Here is a 23,250-nt window from a genome sequence, read left to right as displayed (position 1 = left end):
TAGAAAAAACTCGCCTTCGGTTCGACTGGCTATCAAGCATAGCGGGCTTACCATTTTTTCTTATTCTGAAACAAGGCCGAAAAAAGAGCATTTTATTATAGCAAATTCAAAGGATAAATAGTATTAAATAGTACTTTTGCGGGAAACAACACAGATTTATGGCTTCAAAACGTATAGCCCCTTCAGTATTAGCTGCAGATTTTGCTAATTTGCAACGCGATGTAGAAATGATTAACAAAAGTGAAGCAGACTGGTTTCATATAGATATTATGGACGGTGTTTTTGTTCCTAATATTTCTTTTGGAATGCCAGTTTTACGAGATATCGTAAAACATGCAACTAAAACAATTGATGTACACCTTATGATTGTTGATCCAGATCGATATATTAAAACTTTTGCTGATCTGGGAAGTAATATTCTTACTGTACATTATGAAGCTTGTACACATCTTCACAGAACATTGCAAGCTATTAAAGCCGAAGGAATGAAAGCTGGCGTTGCTATAAACCCACATACCAATGTAAGCTTATTAGAAGATGTTATTAATGATATAGACCTGGTATGTATAATGAGTGTAAACCCTGGATTTGGCGGTCAATCATTTATAGAAAACACTTATAAAAAGGTGAAACAACTTCGTGAGATTATTGTGAAAAATAATGCAAGCACGTTAATTGAAATTGATGGAGGTGTAACCAATAAAAATGCTAAACAACTTATAGATGCCGGAGCAGATGTATTGGTTGCCGGAAGTTTCGTTTTTAAAAGTACTAACCCAAACCAAACCATTAAAGAATTGAAGGAGATTATAAACACTTAGTCAATAAAAAATGGAGCAGAACCCTATTCCGTCTTTTGATACCTGGACATCAATTTTCCTAATCGTAAGTTCACTAGGGTTCTTTTTAAGTATTATTCTAAGTATTCGTAAAACAGGAAGAATGAACAATCTTCCTGTTGTTTTACTTATTTTAGGATTTTCTTTTATTCTACTTCAATACGTGTTTTTCTGGACTAACTACGGGTCTCTATATCCTTATTTTTATTTTTTTGACTCTAGTTGGTATCTCGCGTTTGGACCTCTGCTGTATATTTATATTACAAGATTTTACAGTAAAAATTTCAAAATAAGATGGTATCACTTTGCCCCAGCGATACTATCATTTATTATTAATGGATATTTTCTTATTGTATCAGAAGGTTTTCAAAACCTCAAAGAATATAAAGATGATTTTCTATTTTATCTTTTTTGGTCACTTCGCTCTCCCTGGTTGGTAGCGTTATCGCTAATAATTTATGTAATCATAATAAAAGATTTCATCTCTTTTCATAAAAATGATAAAAAGTCTCAATATGAGATTATCAGAAAAAAATGGTCAACTTTCCTCATCAATTTATTCTTAGCCTTTATTATAGCCTATATAAGTTATTATGTATTGGTTAAATTCTCATTTTTCAACATTCATTGGGATTATGCAATTTCTTTTTCAATGTCTATAGCTATTTATGGTATTGGTTATATGGTATATAAAGAACCTTCTATCTTTAACGGAGAATTATTATCTAATCTATTTTTAAAAGGAGAAACTCATCAAGAGCTAACCGAATCCACTAAAGATGAGTTCTATGATACGCTATTATCATATATTAAAACAAATAAACCCTATTTAAACAATGATTTACGTTTGGTTCAATTAGCAGATAATATTGGTTTTTCTAGCCATATACTCTCAAAGCTTATAAACGAAAAATCTAAAAAGAATTTTAATCAGTTTATAAATGAATATAGATTGGAAGAAGCAAAAAAACTACTTCTAGAAAATTCTAAAGCTAGTATTAAAACGATTTATTTTGATGTTGGGTTTAATAACAAAGCTACTTTTAACACTGCCTTTAAAAATAAGTTCAATTGTACCCCATCTGAGTACAAAAGAAAAAAAATGGAAGTTCAGAATAATTAGATTCGAATTAAAAAGGTTAAAAATTATAATTCTAAACCTATCCTCTTCTTGTTTTAGTGAACTTTAATCTTATAACTCTTAAAAATCTTGAGCTTATGAGAACTTTATTTTTATTCATTTTTTACAGTTTTACTAGTATCACTTTTGCACAAAAATTTACACTTATCAAAGACAGTATTAATCCTATAGTATCTGATTCAACTATTCGAGGGACCTATTTTGGTACAGGATGGACAGATATTGATAATGATAGTAATTTGGATTTATTCTATGCCGGGACTATATACAAAAATCTTGGAAACGGAAATTTTAAAATTGCAGAAGGTAGTACAACAATACCTGTTGCTACATCACTAAACAGCTGCAGCTGGGCAGACTATGAAAATGACGGAGATCTGGATTTAATTTATTCGCGATTTACTGCACCGTCTACCTTGCAAACCAGGATTTATGCTAATGACGGCACTGGCCAATTTACCGAAACGAATACAATTCTAAACACAATCAATTCGGCAACCTGGAGTGTACAATGGTGTGATTATAACAATGATAGCTATGTTGATTTTATTCTTACATTCGCCGACTTATTTCTTGGATCAAATCGATTTCCTAATCGTTTGTACCGGGGAAATAGTGATGGCACATTTACCGAAGTAACAGAACCCTACGACTTTCTTACAGAAAAAGCAGCCTACACTGTATCTAATTGGACTGATTACGACGAAGATGGAGATACCGATTTATTTATTGCCAGTGGTCCTGCTGCCGGTCCAACAGGAATCAAACACGATTTTTTATTTAAAAATCTACAAGTCGAAACCGGAAGCGAAGGATTTATAAAATTAACCAATACCGACCTTTCATTTGCAGAAGATCCACAAGATGGACAATGTTATAATGCAATTGATTATGATAATGATGGTGATCTTGATATTTGCCTTACCAATTATTCTGGAATCAAAAACAAGTTTTATATTAATAATTCTGGTGCTTACCAAAGTACCAATACCCCATTTACCGCCAGTAACAATCAAAACTTATCCAATGCTTGGGGAGATTTTGATAATGATGGTGATTTAGACGTCATCATTACAGCTTCTAGTGCAATTGGTAGTGGGTATTTTGTCAATAATGGAGATGGGACTTTTACAGAAAACAGTTCTAATCTTATTAATACAGCCACCTCTGGAAACTCTACCGGGGCAACTATCGGAGATTACGATAACGATGGTGATTTGGATTTCTTTGTTGTTGGTCAAGGTGTAAAGGGTCTTTTTAGAAATGATTTAGCAGTAAAAAATCATTTTGTAAATATAAAACTCATTGGCAACCCATCAAATAAAGCCGCACTAGGCGCCAGATTAGAATTGATCACCAAAATAAAAGGGAAATTGGTTACTCAAAAAAGAGAAATCTCTGCCTCAAATGCATTTATGGGACAAAACAGTTTGCGAGCTCATTTTGGACTTGGTAAAGCTCCAAAAATTGAGAAACTCATTGTGTATTGGCCTTCTGGAAATATAGATACTTTTTTAAAACTAAGAGTCAATAAATTTTACACTATAGAAGAAGGTAAAAAAAAACCAATTGACCCGCCTATTAAAAAGAGAAACGACGATACTTCTAAAGTAATCGTGTATCCAAATCCTTCTAAAAACATAGTAAAAGTCAAAATTGATAATTTAGAAACAAGCATTCCGATTACGGTTAAAATAGTAGATGCCTCAGGGTTAAAAATTTCGGAAACCAATTTTAGTATCAATCAGGATATTATACTAAACACTGCTTCTTTATCGCCGGGAAATTATTTTTTAAATATTGTAATGGGACAAAAAACAGTTGTGAAAAAATTAGTTATTAAATAGTACTTACCCGCTCCTTAAAAAAGGTGAGTCTCATAACAGAAGCTCACCTTTTTTTGCATTAGAAATTACAAAAATCATTAGTTTTACAAGAGTAAGAATAAGGTATTACTCTAAAAGCTAGAATTAGAGCCTTGTCAATATGATTTTTTAATGAAACATATAGATTTGATAATTGTTGGCGGTGGACCTATTGGTATAGCTTGTGGTCTCGAAGCAAAGAAAAAAGGACTTGATTATTGTATTATTGAAAAAGGAACCATCACCAATTCCTTATATAATTACCCTCTTAATATGCAGTTTTTCTCGTCTTCAGAAAAACTTGAAATTGATAATATCCCATTTATCAGTAATGAAGCTAAACCAAAGCGTAATGAAGCTCTTGAATATTACCGTAGGATTGTAACTTCTAACGATTTAAATATTAATCTGTTTGAAAAAGTTAATACAGTTCTCAAAAAACAAGATACTTTTTATATCAAAACCGATAAAGAGCAATATACTTCTTCTTATGTAATCATTGCTACCGGGTTTTATGATCTTCCAAATACTATGGATGTTGCTGGAGAAGATTTACCTAAAGTTTCCCATTACTATAAAGATCCACATTTTTTTGCTAAACAAAAATTAGCTGTTATTGGTGCAAGTAATTCTGCAGTAGACGCAGCTTTAGAATGTTATAGAAAAGGTGCAGAAGTAACAATGTTGGTTCGCGGACCAGAAATTGGAAAACGTGTAAAATATTGGGTAAGACCAGATATTATAAATCGTATTGAAGAAGGTAGCATTAAAGTTTTCTACAATGTTACTATAAAAGAAATATTACCAAAAAAAATCGATATCCAAACACCACAAGGAGAATTTAGTATTCAAAATGATTTCGTATTGGCCCTAACTGGTTATAAACCAAATTTTGAATTTCTGCAAAAGATAGGAATCCAACTTTCTAACGATGCAAAATTATATCCTCAATATAACGAAGAAACAATGGAAACTAATATCAAAAATCTTTATTTGGCCGGAGTAATATGTGGTGGTATGGATACTCATATTTGGTTTATCGAGAACTCAAGAATTCATGCCAAAACAATATTAAAATCAATTACAGAAAAATAGCTACAAAAAAAGCCAGACTAAGTCTGGCTTTAATTTTATAGTAATTGTCGTTTAATCTCTAGAGAGAATACTTAATATGTACCAAAACAATAACATCAAAGAAGCAAATAACCCCAATGATGCTCCTACGTATTGGTCTTCAGAATATTTATGTACCATGTTAGAGGTTTGATATAGAATTGACCCAGAAGCCAGAATTACCATCCCTACACTAAACCAAAGGCCAAGATTAAATCCGAATAGTAAACCTGCTGCAATAAGTCCTATCGCAATAAAAAATCCAATTGCCAGTATAGATTTCAAAAACGAAAAATCTTTTTTGGTAATTAAAACAACAGCCGAAAGCCCTGTAAATAATGATAGAGTCAAAATTGCTGCCTGATTAAGAATATTAGCGCCTCCGCTTTCTGCAATCATCATAGCAATCCTAATAAGTGGAATAAAGATAAAAGCTTCTGCTACTACAAATAATAACAATCCTAAATATTGTTGATTGATATTATGATTCTTTAATGCCATTTTCTCTGCATAATTTGTCACCAGCATAAAACCGCCCAGCATAATAAGCCATCTCCATCCTTGTGTCATAGAAAATGCAAAATTTACAATAGGTTCTATTTGAAAAAATATCCATTCTACGATTACAAAAAGTAGAACAGCCATAGCAAGATGGGTATAGGTCTTTTTATAAAACGCAACCCTTTTTTCATCGGTAAGCGAACTAACAGGTAGTATTTGCTGAAATTCTTCCATATATGATATAATAAATTAAAATTATTGATGGCTATAAATATAATCGTTTCTTGAGAATGGTATCATAATTAATCCTCAAAATATCTAAAATTGAACATCTGTACTACATAATAATATATCTCAGGAAATTGTTTTTTTAACTCCTTTGGTGACTCCATAAAAACTTCAACCAGAACTGCAATAAATTCAAATTTATCGGTATATGCATAATCCCTCAATATCTTAGAATCTACTATCTTTTTCCTTATTTCTTCAGCACCAAGATGCTTTTCTAATAATAAAAAAGTGTCATAAAAAATTTCACAGCTAATATTGTTGTTTTTTATAGAGTTATGATGAATCGCATGTGTTATTTCATGAACACCCAAACTTTTTCCTTTATCCATGTGCAAATTTCCTTTCTGAAAATCTTTCCAGGATAAAGCCAATGCTCTAGATATAGGATTAAACTCTCCTATGTTTTCTGTTTTATTTAAAATTGAATAGAATGATGTTGGATATAAAACTATGGTTTCTAAATATTCTAAAAGATAGTGACGCATCCCAAAGGTAAGCTGTGTAACCATGATGGTTACTTGCATACGCATAAAATCATCAATAGCTAATCCTTCTCTTCCTACAAAACGAGTATCTTCAAGAAACCTGACTGTTCTATGTGCAAAATATCGCTTTCTTCTTTTATCAAGAGTAGTATAAAAATCATTCTCATCCAGAAATGCCTGTAAATGAGATGGTAATTTCTTCGGAGTAAGGTAAAAATGAATAAAATAAGGTCTTTTCTTATACTTTACATAAATTGATTCTAAATATCGCAAAACATAGTATATACATATCGAAACAATTCCAACAGTAACAAATACTCCAAGTATGTTTTGGAGTAATGTATTAGAAGTTTCTTCTTCAAACAATACTAAAGATGCTATATAAAGATTCAAAAAAAGATAATGTAGGTTAAGGTTACTAAAAATAACGTTTTAGAAGCAGAAATGGTATTAAAATAACAATTTAACATTAATCAATGCTATTTTACACACTACCACCATCTTATATTTCAACCTTATCATATAAGCTAGTACATTAAACACAGCAAACATCTATAAATTTATTCTTATCAGAAATTTAACTATTCTGTATAGATTTGGGAATGAAATTTGATACTCATTGGCAGTTGGTGTTTATTTTTAAAGCCACCATACCTAACACTACTAAAATTACAGCCAATAATGTTTTCATTTAAGAGGAATCCCCCAGACTCATTAAGGAACTTAGATCAACTATATAAAAATGTTATCTCAAAACTCCCTATTTCTAATCGAATTAAATATTGTGAATCTCTAATGTATCGTACTAAAGAAGATATATCAAATTCTAATTGTAGATTCACAAAAAGAAAATTAAAAAAGCTCTTAAAAGTTACCGAAATGGAACTACAGGAACTTAATACCAATTAAGTTCCTGTTATAAGTTACCAGACATTATATCAATAACTATACATAGCTAAAATGAAGTTATGAAATCTTCTCATATCCTTCTAGATTGGTGATTCCCCAATTCTCAAGCTCTTCTTTGTTCCATAATTCTGGAAAAAATATGCGCTTTTGATATTTTGGATGCATGTATTTATGCCAATCACTACCTCCGGTTGCTTCCACATTTACTTTTCCGTGATCCAAATATTTTGCTGCTGCATCATAATGATGCATTACCCAATTAATGTTTACTGTGTGATCATAGTGACGCATAGCATTAATTAACTCAGTATTTTTCTGATATTCTTCGGGAAGTTCTTTAAACTTTGTCCATAAATTAACTGTATTATATTCTTTCATCCATTCGATCAATTCCTTTTTATACTTTGTTTCAAAATTGATCATCAATTTACTCTTCTCACCTGTTTTATGATCTGTACCGGCCGCTTGCCAATACATATTATCAAAGGCATACTCATATGGAGTGTTTCTATCAATTGTTTTTCTATATCTAAAATCGATTAAATTAATTAATTCTGTAGAAGCAATCTCTATTTTACGATATTGTCCAGATTGAAATCCACTTGCAGGGGTTAAAGTATCTCTAAACTTCATATACTGATCAATCTCCATTCCCTCCCCCATGATATCAAATGAGTTTGAAAGCATATCAAAATATCTACTCACACGCATAAGGTGCATTTCAAATTTTTTAGGCTCTATATTTTCAGTATGAGAAATTTGACTCATTTCCCAAAGAATCATTTTAAACAATAATTCATTAATTTGATGATACATAATAAACACCATCTCATCAGGCAATTGTGTTCGTTGGGTCTGTAGCCCTAATAAGGCATCTACCTGAATAAAATCCCAATATTTCATGGGTTCGGCATGCAATAAACCAGACAGATGTACATCTGGATCTTGCCCCATTGCATTATATTTTTTATCTATAGCTTCTAATAATTCTTTTCTAGTCATAATGTTTATCTGTATAATACGGATTTAAATATACTCTCGATATAATTCTGCTTTTACTATACTTTACAAAATCATTCGAAGAAGGATAATCATACCAAATGAGTATTGTTATGAAAAAATTCAAACTCAAATAGCAGGTAATAAATTAGTAATCAAATTGAAATTATTATGAAAAAGGAGATTTTATATTAATGTAATTTGCAACACTAAGTAATAGATGGGTAGACCGATTGGAAATAGAATTTTTAGCCTTGTTCATTTTATAGATTTTTTTATGAATCCATCATTTTCTTTCTAAAACAGGAATCAGGAAACTATACTTACCGTATTGATAACAATAATTATTTCCCAAGAAACAATCAAAGGTAATAAAGTGATCAATAAATCTATATAAAGTTGCTAATAAATATTAATGATATTTTTTATGAGATACTGTACTTTTAATATATCGACAAAAACCTGAATATATAATTCTCACCGTTTTACCACTCAATAAATTCGGGGTATACACACTTAAAAAACACAGTCTAAACACCTTTAAATAAGGGTTTTACACACCTTGACAACCATTTCTTTGTATTCTATTTTTATAATCTTCATTAATTCATATTAATTTAAAAAAGTATATTATGATTATTTCAATGCAAGGGGATTGGAATGTAAAGGTAAAAGCAAAATCTGCTTCTTATCCCCAAAGATTTGTCGTCATCGGAGCGGATACCGGAAACGGAGTTCACTCAGGAACCGTAGGGACTACTGTTAATGTTACAGGTGATCAATGGGCAATTGCCATACAAAACGACCCGGGAGGAGGGTATCAACAATCTGATACCAAAATTAAATTTCCAAAAACTATCGGAGGCAATCACTCTTTCGAAATTCTATCTAATGATGCCGGAGGTGATTCTGATTTTAACGACCTGGTACTCGAATGTTCTACACCAGTAAACATTAATGATTTTCTTATTTATGGTCATGTTTCTATGTATAGTGGAAGATGTCTATTTAACCCATGTTGGAGAGGGCCTTTTGTAATTGACACCTATGTTGGTTTACTCGAAGCACTAAAGAATAATAAAATCAAAAAGTATATAGAAAAAATATACCCAGAGAGAATCCCAGAAGATATAGGTCCATTTCCACCAGACCCTGCTCCTTTTAAACCCATAGTAATCGACTTAAAAGGAGAGGCTACTGCCCCAAAAACCGAATTACTGTATCAAAAGTTAGAGAATCCTGATTTGCTGTCTAAGAAAAAAGCTGAAGAAAAAGCTTCAGAATTTGCTGCTACAAACTACAAGCTTATCAACACTAGAAAACGAGAAGTTTCCTTGGTTGATAGATCAAGAGTACAGGATCTAAAATTGGTAAAAGCCATTGAGGGATTATATTTTAGATGTAATACAGAACCCGCAAATAATATCACATTAACTTTTGAGGAATATGATCGTACAGCTGCGGAGCTTGCAGGAGATGCGTATACAGGAGAAGGGAACAGAAGATTGTTGGGAGACACTATTACCGATATGAATGGAAACTATATTTTCAGGTTCTCATTCGATATGAGTTTCCCTGGGATCGAAGATTCTAGTGATCAGGCTCCAGGTGAAAACATTAATGTAGTTGCGTATCCAGATGTAATAGTAAAAGTTACCAGCCTTGCTCCTAATAATGTTTTATATGAAAGTGCTCCTTATTATAATATTCCAAACAAAAAAAGAATAAACCTTTGTTTGCCAAAATCACAAATACAACCTTCGTCTGCATGTTTTAACGGAAACTTGATTGGCAGCTTAGGAAATGTTTTCATTGGAGGGAATCAAAACACAACAGCTTCTTTTTTTCCCTCTCAATTACACCGTAATGGTTTTAATAATGATTTAGAACCAAGTGGTAAAATTTCGGTAAACAGTAGTCTGGCAGGTTTCAAAATAGATTGTGCTGCCTGGGGAGGTACTATAGATATGACTGGTTGCATGTATGATGTGAGTAAGACAGCCACACAAAATAAAATTAAATGGTATACCATTCGTATAAAACGTTCAGGAACCATTCCTTGGGTATTTGTTAGTCAAAATTACAAGCACCCTCGTTATTCTAAACGTAATTTACCTAATTATAACGGTGATGATGTGGGTCCATTTTATAATCAACTCCTAAAAGTTGATGGTGGTCCTGCCGTGAGTGTACCCGCCTACAAGAATATTCAGAGAGAAATGAATGTTGATCATATTGACTGGGTGCCAGATAAAATTGGTCGCTACATGCAGCTTAGAACCAGTATTTATGATAAGGTACAAGGTGAAACCAAACCAGGAACATTCTATGTACGTGTAGATGGTTATGACAGTAATGGTAATCCAGTAGCCAATGCCACAGATATGGTTGCCTTGTATATTCATAACAAACCATTGAATTTTAATTTATCTGCTCTAACCTTTGCTGATTCCTCAATTGTAAATGCAGGTTGCGGATTATATCGTTTAGAAGATTATGAACTTAATACCGAGATCAATTTCAATTTTAGAGCAAATGATCCATATGGATTTGTTGATTCTTATGCCTTAACGATGAGCAGATGTCCTGGTCCGATGATTGGGTTAAGAGTTAATGAGCCTAACCCTCCATTATCTGATACGGTTTCTGGGGATACTATATTTTCTTCTGGAAATGCTTCTGGAAACGAGCCTCATGCCTGTGCTGGATATAGCGGAACTCTTCAGGAATTTTCAGATGCAGGACTAATAAATGTGGGTATACAACCAGCACTGACAGAAGGAGGATGGATAAAGGCTGATGAATATTTTACTCGTCTTTCTTTTCACCTTACCGCTCGTAAGCGAGTTACTAATGGGTATAATAGTGGGTTAAGCAGTTTATACCAAGCTCACAGAGGTATTTTGATGGAGCGTATAAATCTACCAACTCCATAGCCAATGGATTGGTTCATATTTATTCTAAAGGGGCTTTGTATCTGGAGAATTACACATTTGTGTAGTGCCGAAGATGGCCCCTTTGATATGATAATTACGATCAGAAAATGGTTAGGGCAAGGATTCTTCGGATCCTTATTAGATTGTTTTTATTGCCTTAGTATTTGGGTAAGCTTACCCTTTGCAATTTGGAAAGGAGAAAGCTGGAGTCAAATACTCTTGCTTTGGTTTGCATTATCTGGACTTGCTTGCTTGTTAGAACAAGCTACGTCAAAACAATAATTAAAAAAAGAAATCTATGTCATGTTGTTCACAAAAACGTTTGGAACTAACCAGAGAACTCAGTTCCAAAAAAGAGTCAAAAGAAAAATCTTCCTCACCTATTTTGAAGAACGTAAATACAAAGTTTAAATACACAGGAAATACTGCATGGTTTTATAGAGGCGTATCAACTCATATTCGATATCATTTTAAATATCATGGGCATATTATCATTATTGATCCCAGAGATACATCTGCAGCCATGGCAGAGCCTTTTTTAGAAAACATTGTTTAGAGATTTAGCTTATATCACCATCGATACCTAAATTAATTATTTTTATAAAATTCTTTTAAAATTTATCTTTCTTTTCTGAAAATGAATTTTCTGGTAACCGTAGCCATCTTATTGATAAAAACTGTTACTATCCAGAAACAATTAAAGCTTTAACAATATATAGTTAATCATAAGTATTAATGGTTTTTACTCAATTTTCTTGCTACAAATCTAATTACGGCACCCTTTCCTATGTGAAATTTACCTTCATCCAAAAGAACTTCTTCTTCCTCTAATAGTACTATTTCATAATTTTTAAAGTCAGCTATTATTTCTTCTTTAGAGTACAGCATATCAATATCCTTAGGACCTCCAACTTTAGGATTATGATTTCTAAAATGTATATGGTTTTTGCTAAAAGCTTCTAAAATAATGATGCCACCTTCTTTGAGATAGTCATTTAATTTCTTGTGAAATACTGATTTCTTTTCGGCAGAAAAATGAGCATACACCAGTCCGACAGCATCAAATGTTTCTCTTTTAAACTTGAGTTGTTCTAAATCTCCAACAATATACTCAAGAATAACACTGTTCTCTTTTGCAAGTTGTACTGCTTTTGACTGCCCTTCTATACTTAGGTCAAACGAAGTCACTTCCCACCCTAGTTGCGCCGCAAATACTCCATTACGTCCTTCTCCGTCTGCTGGCATCAATATAGATCCCGGTTCAAATTTTGAAAGCCATTCTTTAAAAAACATATTTGGCTCTTTGCCATAAGCAAATTCTTGACCTTTATACCTTTTATCCCATTTCTGATTCATATCGATTCGGTTTACATTTTACTAATCAATTGTAATTGATTATTTATCTACAAAAATAGTTCTCGCCGCAATCTATAGAATAGGATAAAATTATAATTTAACAGTACTTACATAAAGTTATATCTAAGATGAATAACCTGATATGCTTTTTCTAAAATCTGTTGTCACTTACTCAATTTTTGTTTAGATAGATACTCCCAAAGTATTATACAAGCCAGCTGTCGCCATAAGTCGTTTAATGAGCAAAGTATTTTCTTTTAATTGTACATCAATTAATTTTTGTTCTCGCGAGTTTATAATAAACAATGAGCTTTCTCCTAAAAAGAATTTACGTTCTTCTGCATTAACCAATGCTTTATAATCTGTGACTATGTTTCTTACTAATTGATTTTGTTTAGTAAGCGAATTAATCTCGGCATATACAGCATCAATTTTATTTTGAAGAGTAATCGTTGTCGATACACGTTCAAGATTGGCATCTTGTAATTTCAAATTAGCCAACCGTAAATCTCCTCTTGCTTTGCGCAAAAATAATGGAAAACTAAAATTAACAAATGCTTTATAATTCTCTGTATTAAAAGTACGTGCCTGATCTATTTTTGATGTTAAGAAATTGTACTGAACACTTATTTTAGGCAATAATTTATTTAGTTTTAAGGAACGCTCTACTGTGAGCCCATTAATTTTGGCATCAAGGCTTAATAATTTAGGATGATTACGAAGTAATCTCGAAGTATCTGTGATGCCTTCTAATAAAAGTGAAGCTTCTAAAGTATTTAGTTTTGGCAATACGGGAACCACTTCTTCCCGAATCTCCATTGGTATATCATTTAACCACAAATAATTGCTAACTATTAGAGCAGCTTTTCTTCTTTTTAAAGAAGCTGCTTCTAGATTAAGTTGCCTGTTTTGTGATGCAATTCTGGCTTCAGTAATGTCAATAGCTGCTTTTTCACCTATTTCAACACTACGTTCTATGGCAATAAGACGCACATTTGCATTTTTAAGAAAAGTTGTATAAATAAGCTCTTCATTAGTAGCTTTTAACCACTCTAAATATGCTACACTAGCTTCGAACAATAGCGTATTAACAAGTAAATCTCTATCTGCTTTGGCCTGCTCTCTAAAAAAACGCGCTTTTTTAAGTGAGGCCATACGTTCGTTGATCAAAAAACCTTGGGCTAGTGAAAATGAGACACCTGCACTATACAATCCACCATCAGGAACAGTGTGATCAGGATTCAGAAATTCACCCGTATTCTCTTCAAAATTTGCTTTGAACTCAACGCCATACCAAGTAGGTATTTTAAAGGTAGCATTTAGTTGATCGTAATATTCTGTGTTTTTAAATTTCTTTCGATCATAATCTACTTCAATTTTCGGATCAAATCCACCACGTGCTTTTAACAAATTTGCTTCGCCTACACTCAATGCAAGTTCGGCTTGTTTCATTAATGGGTGGTACTTTTTTACATAACCCAAATACTCTTCAAAAGAAAGTGCATTCTCTAATGAAACGGGCATGGTTTGGGCTGTTACTATTTCAGAATAAACAAAAACAAAAAGCAGCAATGTATATTTTAAAAGTGTCTTCATTTACTTCTTATCTTTTTTAACTTGTCCATCTTCTGGAGTGTAATAATTAGGAGGAAAACCATTAAGTTGTCGCCATAATTCGTACCAAATAGAGACATCTTCTAATAAAGCAATGGTGTATGCTCCTGAGCCTACACGAACATTTTCGGGCCATGAATTTTCCGTATCATCCGGGGCTATGAGGATTCTAAATTTTCCATTAACGCTTATAAAGGTTTCTATCGCAACAATTTTTCCTGCATAGGTTCCATAAGATGCATTGGGCCAACCGCTAAAAAAAATAGCAGGCCATCCATCAAACTGGACACGAACACTTTCACCTATATGCATTAACGGTAAATCGATAGGGTTTACAAAAGTTTCTACGGCAAGGTCATAGTTTGCCGGCATTATACCTACCAATTTTTCTCCTTCTTTAAACGTTTCACCTATACCTCCTTTTATAGCTTTATTTATATAACCATTCTGTGGAGCAGTGATATAATACATCTCATTACGTATTTTATAACTAGAGGATTGGTTGTCTAGTTTTGATACCTGCGCTTCTGCTTCGAATTGATTTGACTCGGCTGTAAAACGTTCACTTCTTGACTTTGCAATTTTGTTAGAATACTCTGCCGTTATACGGCTTATTTCTAGTTGTGCATTCATAACTGAATTCTGACTCGCAAGTAGTTTATTTTCTTGTGATATGAGTTTTGCTTGGGTTTCTTGTAATTTCAAGTGCTTTTTTTCTACATCCGTTACAGCCTTAAGGCCTTCGTTTTGAAGCGTTACTGTACGATCATACTGTTTTTGAGCAATATCAAGATTAGTCTTTGCTGCCTGAAAATCAATACTATCACTCTTTACTTTAAAGTGCGTTTGTTTTAATTTATTTCTAGCTTGAGAAAGTTTTAATGTGCGTTCGTTCATTAAGGCCCTCACCTGCCCTTTTAGTGTTTTAACTTTCTCTTGGTATGAAACGACCGAACGGCTTTTTGCTTCGCGTTGCTGATTAGTGCGCTCTACTAAACGAGGATCTTGATACTCAGTTTTAATTTCAGAAATAAAGAGAATGGTATCACCTTTGGTAACATAATCACCTTCTTTTACGTGCCATTTTTCAATACGACCAGGAATAGGTGATTGTATGGTTTGAGGCCGCTGATCAGGTGTAAGTGTTGTAACATAACCATTACCACTCACGTTTTGAGTCCAGGGTAGAAAAAGCACAATGATTAGTATAAGTGCAAATGCCCCTAAAAAGCGATTAAAGTACTTATTATGTCTTGGGGCAAAAGCTTTCGCAAAAGCGGTATATCCTTTTAATGACACTTTCTTATTTAATTGATTATAAGAGATATTAAGCATTGTTCTTATTTTTTGAGGTTATTTTTCCTTCTGAAATTTTAATCGTCTGATTACAATGAGTTTTCCAGTAATCATTTCGACTAGAAACAACTAATATCCAAGGTCTTTCTGGCCCGGTCAAATATTTGATTATTTGTTCTGTTTCTTCCTTTTCAAAATGCTCTAAAGGATCTTTAAGTAATAGTAATTTGGGGTTATGTATAATGGCTCTGGCCAAAACAATGCGCTTAGAAACTGTAAATGGTATTTGTTGCCCTTCAGGATATAGTATTGTGTTTATCCCATTTGGTTGTTGCTTAATGAACGTAAGTAAACCAAGTTCTTTAAGCACTGTATGTAAATGTTCTTGAGATACATCTTTTCTCCCAAATGTTATGTTTTCGAGTATAGTACCTTCAAATGGTAACTGTGAAGGAATTACCTGTCCTACATGTGAACGATATTTATTAGGCCAAACTCCTTTTATAGAGACATCATTCACATATAAAGAACCCTTGGATGGTGTTAAAAGTCCAGATAATATTTTTAATAACGTTGTTTTACCAGAACCAGAAGCACCTTCAAAAAGTATTCTATCCTTGTGCTCTATATTAAAATTAATATTGCTTAAAACTTCTTGACCTCCTGGTGTGATATATTTTAAATCATCGAGTTCTATATGTAATTCATGATTATTTATAAATGGGTCTTCACCGTCTTGAACTTCTAATTTTTTATCTACCACCTGCCCTATTTTTTCGAGTGATGTCAATACATCATAGAAAGGTTCTAACCCTTTTATCAATTTTTCTACAGAACTGAGCACTAGTAATATGATGATTTCGGCAGCTACAAACTGTCCTATATTCATTTGCTGGTTAAGTACTAATAAACCACCTATACTTAAAAGTCCTGCGGTCACTAATACCTTAAAACTTATAAGCTGAATAAACTGGGTTATCAAGACTTTAAAGTGATTTTCTCTTGCTTCTAGGTAGTTTGTTGTGAGATCATCGTTTCGTTTCATAGCCAGACTGGTTGTACCAGATAGTTTAAAACTAATAAGGGAACGTGATATTTCTTGTATCCAATGTGCTACCTTGTATTTACTTTTAGATTCGACAAGACTGGTTTCTAGACCTTTCTTTGCAGTGAACTTAAATACAATGTAAATGAGCAATACTAGCAAGAAACCATAAATGATAAAGAATGGATGATAGAACGAGAGCAACATTAAACCAAATATGATTTGTAAGACTGCAGCTGGAAAATCAATCAATATTTTGGATAACCCTTTTTGAATGGTTAGTACATCAAAAAAACGATTTGCTAACTCTGGTGGATAATAATTACTCAATTCTTCTATTTTGATTTTAGGGAATCTGTATGCAAATTCAAAAGAGGCTCTGGTAAAAATCTTTTGTTGCATATTTTCTAGAATGCGTATTTGCATCAATTGTAAAATTCCTTGAAATGCTACTCCCATTGTTACGAGAACCACAAGTACAATCCAGGAGGTAGACACCTGCGCTCCCTGAATAAGATTTATGATGGCTTGTATTCCTAATGGTAAGGTTAGAGCTACTAGACCAGCAAAAATAGCATAGTAAAAAATCTGACGAATATCTTTTTTGTCGAGTTCAAGAAGGCTTAAAAACCTCTTCCAGGGTGATATTATATTTTCCATTTAACTTATAATTTGGGTGTTAATGGTTTGGGATCAATATGTATTAATCCTTACTTTTTTATGTAATTTGAATGAAATGTTTCCTTAAGAATTAGGAAAGACATATGAAATAACTGAGGTCTTTTTTATGCCACATCAGGTGGTGGAATAAGGATTTCTATATAAAAACTACCATACATGTTTTGAGATGAATAGGTAGAAAGTCCTATGTCATATTTCAAAGAATGATTATGTACACTTAAAATCTGTAATTCGTTTTTCCCATCTTCCTGTTGCTCTTCTTTTTCTACATTTTCTTCGTCATCTACTTGAACTAATCCATAAGAAGAATCTGTAAAAAAACTTATGGTTTGAGCTAGAGGTTGAATAACTATAGCAAACAATACTACCAATATTGGGAGGCTTTTAAAAAACATTAGTATGTTCTTCCTATACAAATTCATTTTATAATTTTTAGTATGAGATCTTGGTAAAACGAACAATGATATTTTAATTATTTTAAAACAAAGATATAATAGTAATACTATTAAATAAAAAAGTTTAACTATAATTTATAATAGTTAAACTATTATTTATTGAATTATTCTCCTAGTTGATCATCAAAAAATATCTTCACAATTTTCTTGCTAAAATTCATCTTTTAAGCTCATAGCCATATACTTATAAATTGGAGAATAAAACAATCTAATTGGGAACGTATAGAAATTTGGCAGTATCAAAAGCTCTCTTTTTACGTGTTAAGAACCTAATTCTTAAAGAGTTTACAACATTTGATTGATCAAATAAAGCAGTTTATGGTTTTGATGATTTACACTAAAACTTTGTAGGCCCTGTAGAACAGAAGAAAGTCATTTTTTAACATTATTTTAAATGCAACAACATTGCATCTGACATGTGTATCCTATATATTGCAACAATGTTGCAACAAAGGGCGAGCCGAAAACCTTAAAAAACAGAGTAGGTATAATCTTAATTTATTGTAATCATGCAAATTAAAAAAGAAGCGCTAATCTCTCAGATTCTAGCCGAAAAATCAGCTAATCCAGTTGGAGGTACACATTGTAGTAACTGTGGACATTGTTCATCTACATTGTAGATATCTATTGCGGTAGTATGATAAATCGTACTACCGTTTTTCAATAAGATTTAAGCATGAAAAGGTTAGACAAAAAACAATTAGAAAATATTCTTCAGTTTAAAAATGAAGACATTATTTCGAGGTTTAATGATATGTATCAGATAGAAACCGAAGAAGTAAATGATATTTTTAACGAAACACTCAAGTTTTTATTCATAAGTCAGATTCCAGGAGTTTTTATACCAGATGATCTTTTAATTATCGACGAAATGTGGCATAATATGATTCTTTTTACTCCTCAATATCACGAGTTTAGTAAGGAATACTTTAACACAACTTACTTTCATCATGTTCCTGCTTCAAAAAAGGAAAAAGAAGATCGTACAAGAAATATGATGAAAGACCCAGAAAAAGCTAAAAAAGAGTATTTGCAAAAGTTAGAGTTTTTACTATCTGTAACCTATGATTATTTAGGAGAAAAAACGGTTGAAAAATGGTTTAGGAAGTATGCAAACCAATATAGTAAAGAACAACTTAAAGTGTTAAGAAAATAGCCATGAGTATTTTTCCAAAAAGAGCTATCCCTGGTAAGACTGTTACTATTCACTGGAACTTTAATATCTCTGCCTTAAAAAATGTACATGTGTTTCCTTGGGTTAGAATAGGTATCAAAGACCCTAACGGAAATGTTACTATGCTTTTTGAAGAACATGTTTTGGGATTACCAAACCCCATAAACGATGTAACACAAGAGAAAGAACAATCACTTAAATACTTAAATAAAAATGTTCCATTACTGTTATTAGCAGATTATTTGAGTGGAGCTTGTAAAAGAGAACAATTAATACAAATACTCAAGAATATTCAATCCGGAAGACACTATTATTTTACATATACCATTCCTAAAAATGCACCTTTAGGCAAATACACACTTATTTCAGAAGTACACAGTTCTGGAGAAATAAAGTATTCTAAAACGGCAGTTGATGATTTCTTTTTTGTTGAAAGAATAACACTGAACAATATTGTAGAAGGAGAAAAAAAGAACGCTGTAGTTATAAATCATTCACCAGAGAAAACTCCTATAAAAATCGTTGAATGTTACCAAAACAAGCAAGGAGAATTAAAAACTAAAGTACGTGTTTTTGAAATTGAGCCTCTTCAGAAAACAACAATAAAACTTTCTTCAAATAAAGAATTCTTATTATACAATGAAGAAAGAGAAGTACTCCCTCTAACTACCTCATCATCCTATTTATTAAGAAATCAGCAGGTACTCGAAATTCATAAAAAAGATGAAAAAACCTATTTGCTAAAGAAAGATAAAGATGAAGCCTATCAATTAACTACTGAAACAAAACAACTGTGGGAAAAATCAAATGGTTTATTTCATAAAGATGAAATGTCAGAGATAGAAAAAGCAATTTTTAAAGAAATGAGTTCAGAAGAGTTGATTCAGGAAATCAATTTATAGCAAATCATGCTCTATCCTTATTGAAAAATCGAAAATATAATCAAATACAAAAAATAGTTTACTCCTTATATATGCAATATATCTCATATTTTATATTTGTTTTTTTATTAATCCCGCAAGTTTCTTTAAGTCAAGAAGGAGTAATTTCTGGTACCGTAACCAACGAAAAAGGAACCCCTTTATCTGGTGCCCATATATATATTTCTGAAACAAACAAAAGTACGGTAACCGATAATTCTGGGGTTTTTAGAATAGAGCACTTAACATTCTCAGACCATCAAATTGTAATTTCACATATAGGATATCAAACACAGCAAAAAACGATAACACTACTTAAAAATCAACCCGAAATAAAAATAACAATTCGCCTTGATAAACAACTTGATGAATTAAGTGAAGTAACAGTATTGAGTACATCTGAAGCAACAAAAATTAGAAATAGTACAACAACAGTATCTGTTATAGAAGCCAAAAAACTTAATAACAGATCTGTCACTACATCTGATCTTTTAAGTACAGTCCCCGGAGTACAAATAAGACAAAGCGGAGGAGTTGGAAATGCTACAGAAATCTCTATTCAAGGATTAAGTGGCAGGCAAATAAAACTATTTGTAAATGGGGTTCCCATGGATTTTTTACTACCCGTAGAAGAGTTAGGAATAGGTCCTTCTCTGGCTATGCTTCCTGTTAATCTTATTAAACGAATGGAAGTATATAAAGGAGCCGTTCCTGTGAGTATGGGAGCAGATGCACTAGGAGGTGCTATTAACATAGTGACAAGAAAAGAAAAGTTTGATTTTCTTGAAGTATCAGCAGCATACAGCTCATTTAATACATATAAGACTACAGTAAATGCAAGAAAAGTAATGCCCTCTGGGCTAACAGCTGGATTGACAGGCTTTTACACCTATTCAGACAATAATTACACATTACATGATGTAAACCTTATTAATGAACAAGGTAATCCAGAATCAATTTCTGCAAAGAAGTTTCATGATGCCTTTAGAAGTTATATGATTAAGGGAGATATAGGGTTAATAGATAAACCTTGGGCGGATCAAATAACTCTTAATTTTTCTTATGCAAATCTATATGATGAGATTCAACATAATTTCGAAATGAGGCAACCGTATGGGGAAGCACTTAACAAAGTATCTGCACATAATACTGCATTACAATATGAAAAAAAAGACCTCTTAAGGAACCTTGATGCCAATTTATACATAGGATATAATAGAATCATTACCGATTTTAACGACACAACACTTAATATCTATAATTGGAGAGGAGAAGTTATTGGACAGAGAACATCTGGAGGTGAGATTACACCTTCTCAAAATAAATTAAAACTTAACGGAGATAATATTTCAGGAAGAATTAACCTTAACTATAACGCTAATACTACCACCCGATTTCTCTTTAACGGTGTGACTTCTTTCTTTAAAAGATCAGGAGAAGATCCGGTTGCAGCCGCATTTTATGGGCAAGACTACTATAAAAACCCTGTACATATCTATAAAGCTACTAGCGGTATAGGTGTAGAAAAAAACTTTCTCGATAAAAAAATAACAAGCCATAGCGCTATAAAATTATATCACTATACCGCAAAAGGTTTTGAAATTAACAATAATGAAGTCGATGAGATAGAACAGCAAAAGACAGAATTTGGAGCAAGCCAATCTTTTTCCTGGAAATTTGGTCACAACGTATTAAGTAAATTATCATATGAATATGCCACAAGATTACCCGACAGAATTGAAACTTTAGGAGATTTTAGTATTGCTGTAGCAGCCAATCCCAATTTAAAACCCGAAAGAAGTCATAATATTAATCTTGGTGGGAATCTTAAAAAAGAAACATGGAGCATAGAAGCCAATGGCTTTTTTAGGGAAATAGAAAATATTATTATACTTCAAGCGGTTCCTCCTCCCGTTTTGAGTACTTACCAAAATTTACTAAAAACGAGAATTCTAGGAATCGAAGGTGAAGTTAGTATACAACCATTATCCTGGATAAACATTACACTAAATGGTACTTATCAGGATTTGAGAAACAGATCCAAAAAAGAAAATTCGGGAGTATCTAATGATCGCTATTTTGGAGCTCGCCTACCTAACAAACCATATCTATTCGGAAACGGAGAAATTCAAATCACTAAAAACAGTTTTATTAAGAATAATGACCGCTTACAATTCTGGTGGTCCACCCGATATGTAGAAGAATTTTTTCGATACTGGGAGGTCGATGGACGAAAAGAAGACAAACTGGTCATCCCAACTCAATGGCTTCATAATATAGGAATTGCATATACAGGAAGGCATAAGCAATATACTATAACTCTCGAAACTCACAACATATTTGATCAACAGGCCTATGATAATTTTGGAGTTCAAAAACCAGGAAGATCATGGCATCTTAAATTAAAAACCTCACTATTTAAATCATAATACAAAAACTAGAGTAATGAAAACGAACACATTAAAAAAAGCAGCACACATACTTTTTACAGGATTTATTTTTACAACAATAAGTATACTATCAGGATGTAAAAGCGACGATAATTCTATTCCTCCAGAAGAGACGACAGTAAAAATAAATCATGGATTGGCTATAGTATCAGGTGCAGGAGATGTAAAGACCACATTCATACAAGGTCTTACAAACCTAAATAACTCTTCTATAGACAATAGCAGTAGTACAGAAGTAGGCCAATTCTCTTCTATATACTCTGATGGAAAATCAATGTTTACGGCAGGTTTTGGTGCTCCAGCAACTATGAAAAAATTTGTGTTTGATAAAACGGGGAAAGCTATTTTAGATCAAGAAATAATAATTCCAGGATCTAATTCTTTTTCTTCTCTCGAGATTCTTAATGAAACTACTGGCTATGCAACAGTTGGAGGCGGAATATCCAAGGTTATTCAATTTAACCCAACTACTATGAGAATTACGGGAGAAATAAATCTAAAAGATGCTGGCGATGGTCTTTTTTACTCTGATATGATTATAAGAGACACCTATCTATTTATCACTCTTAATGATTTTGGAGGATCAGGTATTGCCAAGATTGCCGTAGTAGATTTAAACACAAACTCCTTAAGCAAAATTATAACAGATGATCGTACAGCCACACTTTTCAATACGCTTACTTCTGAAATTATGACAGCAGACGCTCAAGGAGATATTTACATCCAAGCTTCAGGGTTGTTTAGTGATAAACCAAGCGGTGTTCTTAGAATCAAAGCAGGAGAAACAGAATTTGATAAAGATTACTTTTTTGATCTGAAAGCTGCCACTGGTAAAACATGTTTTGGGTTATATCATTTTGGTAACGGAGTGGCATGTACTACTATTTCTGAAAATGATGACAATTTTTTTGGTACAGACGGAGCCAATCCAGCTTTTAGGTATCGTAAAATTAATCTTTCCAACACTACCGATTTAGGAGATTTAGAAGCCTCTTTGCCTAATACTTTTGCAGCATCTCGTACATCATTTATGAAACAAGTTTCCGAAGAAGAAGTTCTTTTTGCCATTGCGGGTACAGAAGAAGATGCTTTATACAGTTTTGAAATTAGCTCTGGTACCGTTTCGAGAAAAATGAAAAGTAATAGTGGCTATATAACGGGATTGATCTCATTAAAATAA

At 32.6% G+C, this 23,250-nt stretch carries 19 protein-coding genes; 11 read left to right on the top strand and 8 right to left on the bottom strand.

Annotated features, from left to right (window positions below; all coding sequences use genetic code 11):
- The first annotated feature begins 158 nt into the window (after nt 1-158).
- From rpe to AAFU52_RS13710, 4 genes are all read left to right on the top strand, one after another.
- Nucleotides 159-821, top strand: a complete 663-nt coding sequence (gene rpe, locus AAFU52_RS13725; protein WP_438422315.1) for a ribulose-phosphate 3-epimerase — start codon at nt 159-161, stop codon at nt 819-821.
- 10 nt (nt 822-831) lie between these two features.
- Nucleotides 832-1,962, top strand: coding sequence for a helix-turn-helix domain-containing protein (locus AAFU52_RS13720; RefSeq protein WP_438422314.1), 1,131 nt, complete (start codon nt 832-834; stop codon nt 1,960-1,962).
- 95 nt (nt 1,963-2,057) lie between these two features.
- Nucleotides 2,058-3,827, top strand: coding sequence for an FG-GAP-like repeat-containing protein (locus AAFU52_RS13715; RefSeq protein ID WP_438422313.1), 1,770 nt, complete (start codon nt 2,058-2,060; stop codon nt 3,825-3,827).
- Between the two features lie 150 nt (nt 3,828-3,977).
- A complete protein-coding gene (locus tag AAFU52_RS13710) occupies nt 3,978-4,940 on the top strand; it encodes a YpdA family putative bacillithiol disulfide reductase (RefSeq protein ID WP_438422312.1) in 963 nt (320 codons plus the stop codon).
- A gap of 51 nt (nt 4,941-4,991) precedes the next feature.
- Here the strand turns inward: AAFU52_RS13710 and AAFU52_RS13705 are convergent, their stop codons facing one another.
- The 3 genes from AAFU52_RS13705 to AAFU52_RS13695 all read right to left on the bottom strand — a co-directional run bounded on the left by AAFU52_RS13705 (nt 4,992) and on the right by AAFU52_RS13695 (nt 8,146).
- Nucleotides 4,992-5,693: a Bax inhibitor-1/YccA family protein gene (locus AAFU52_RS13705; RefSeq protein WP_438422311.1), complete on the bottom strand. Its 702-nt coding sequence runs from the start codon at nt 5,691-5,693 to the stop codon at nt 4,992-4,994.
- A 68-nt stretch (nt 5,694-5,761) separates the two neighbouring features.
- Nucleotides 5,762-6,628 (bottom strand): zinc-dependent peptidase, encoded by an 867-nt coding sequence (locus tag AAFU52_RS13700; protein WP_024772548.1) that lies wholly within the window; start codon nt 6,626-6,628, stop codon nt 5,762-5,764.
- A gap of 573 nt (nt 6,629-7,201) precedes the next feature.
- Complete coding sequence (locus tag AAFU52_RS13695; RefSeq protein ID WP_024772547.1) at nt 7,202-8,146, bottom strand: tryptophan 2,3-dioxygenase family protein; 945 nt, start codon at nt 8,144-8,146, stop codon at nt 7,202-7,204.
- A gap of 629 nt (nt 8,147-8,775) precedes the next feature.
- On the opposite strand from AAFU52_RS13695, the gene AAFU52_RS13690 reads away from it, so the two are divergent.
- Genes AAFU52_RS13690 through AAFU52_RS13680 form a run of 3 tightly spaced genes read left to right on the top strand, consistent with a single transcriptional unit; the run spans nt 8,776 to nt 11,635 of the window.
- Nucleotides 8,776-11,079, top strand: a complete 2,304-nt coding sequence (locus AAFU52_RS13690; RefSeq protein WP_438422310.1) for a hypothetical protein — start codon at nt 8,776-8,778, stop codon at nt 11,077-11,079.
- Between the two features lie 3 nt (nt 11,080-11,082).
- Nucleotides 11,083-11,361, top strand: a complete 279-nt coding sequence (locus tag AAFU52_RS13685; protein WP_024772545.1) for a DUF1360 domain-containing protein — start codon at nt 11,083-11,085, stop codon at nt 11,359-11,361.
- Between the two features lie 16 nt (nt 11,362-11,377).
- The gene (locus AAFU52_RS13680; RefSeq protein WP_438422309.1) at nt 11,378-11,635 is read left to right on the top strand and encodes a hypothetical protein; all 258 of its coding nucleotides are present in this window, start codon (nt 11,378-11,380) and stop codon (nt 11,633-11,635) included.
- 176 nt (nt 11,636-11,811) lie between these two features.
- Here the strand turns inward: AAFU52_RS13680 and AAFU52_RS13675 are convergent, their stop codons facing one another.
- The 5 genes from AAFU52_RS13675 to AAFU52_RS13655 form a co-directional block, all read right to left on the bottom strand.
- Entirely contained in the window at nt 11,812-12,435 is a 624-nt protein-coding gene (locus tag AAFU52_RS13675; protein WP_438422308.1) for a class I SAM-dependent methyltransferase, read from the bottom strand.
- Nucleotides 12,436-12,618: 183 nt separating this feature from the next.
- The gene (locus tag AAFU52_RS13670; protein WP_438422307.1) at nt 12,619-14,031 is read right to left on the bottom strand and encodes a TolC family protein; all 1,413 of its coding nucleotides are present in this window, start codon (nt 14,029-14,031) and stop codon (nt 12,619-12,621) included.
- Nucleotides 14,032-15,384 carry an HlyD family secretion protein gene (locus AAFU52_RS13665; protein ID WP_438422306.1) on the bottom strand — a complete coding sequence of 451 codons (1,353 nt, stop codon included), beginning with the start codon at nt 15,382-15,384 and terminating at the stop codon, nt 14,032-14,034.
- Nucleotides 15,377-17,050, bottom strand: a complete 1,674-nt coding sequence (locus tag AAFU52_RS13660) for a peptidase domain-containing ABC transporter (protein WP_024772541.1) — start codon at nt 17,048-17,050, stop codon at nt 15,377-15,379. Before AAFU52_RS13660 ends, AAFU52_RS13665 begins: the two co-directional genes overlap by 8 nt.
- A 125-nt stretch (nt 17,051-17,175) precedes the next feature.
- Nucleotides 17,176-17,493 carry a hypothetical protein gene (locus AAFU52_RS13655; RefSeq protein ID WP_438422305.1) on the bottom strand — a complete coding sequence of 106 codons (318 nt, stop codon included), beginning with the start codon at nt 17,491-17,493 and terminating at the stop codon, nt 17,176-17,178.
- Nucleotides 17,494-18,202: 709 nt separating this feature from the next.
- Here AAFU52_RS13655 and AAFU52_RS13650 point away from each other — a divergent pair.
- The 4 genes from AAFU52_RS13650 (at nt 18,203) to AAFU52_RS13635 (ending at nt 23,250) form a co-directional block, all read left to right on the top strand.
- Nucleotides 18,203-18,682 carry a hypothetical protein gene (locus AAFU52_RS13650; protein ID WP_438422304.1) on the top strand — a complete coding sequence of 160 codons (480 nt, stop codon included), beginning with the start codon at nt 18,203-18,205 and terminating at the stop codon, nt 18,680-18,682.
- A 2-nt stretch (nt 18,683-18,684) separates the two neighbouring features.
- A complete protein-coding gene (locus AAFU52_RS13645) occupies nt 18,685-19,602 on the top strand; it encodes a hypothetical protein (RefSeq protein ID WP_438422303.1) in 918 nt (305 codons plus the stop codon).
- 71 nt (nt 19,603-19,673) lie between these two features.
- Entirely contained in the window at nt 19,674-22,049 is a 2,376-nt protein-coding gene (locus AAFU52_RS13640) for a TonB-dependent receptor domain-containing protein (RefSeq protein ID WP_438422302.1), read from the top strand.
- 16 nt (nt 22,050-22,065) lie between these two features.
- On the top strand, nt 22,066-23,250 hold the full coding sequence (locus AAFU52_RS13635) for a hypothetical protein (protein ID WP_438422301.1): 1,185 nt from the start codon (nt 22,066-22,068) through the stop codon (nt 23,248-23,250).

It is taken from the genome of Aquimarina macrocephali (assembly GCF_051627225.1).
Lineage (GTDB): Bacteria > Bacteroidota > Bacteroidia > Flavobacteriales > Flavobacteriaceae > Aquimarina > Aquimarina macrocephali.
Note: the sequence above shows the minus strand (reverse complement) of the source record. Positions and strands in the feature narration are given on the sequence as shown.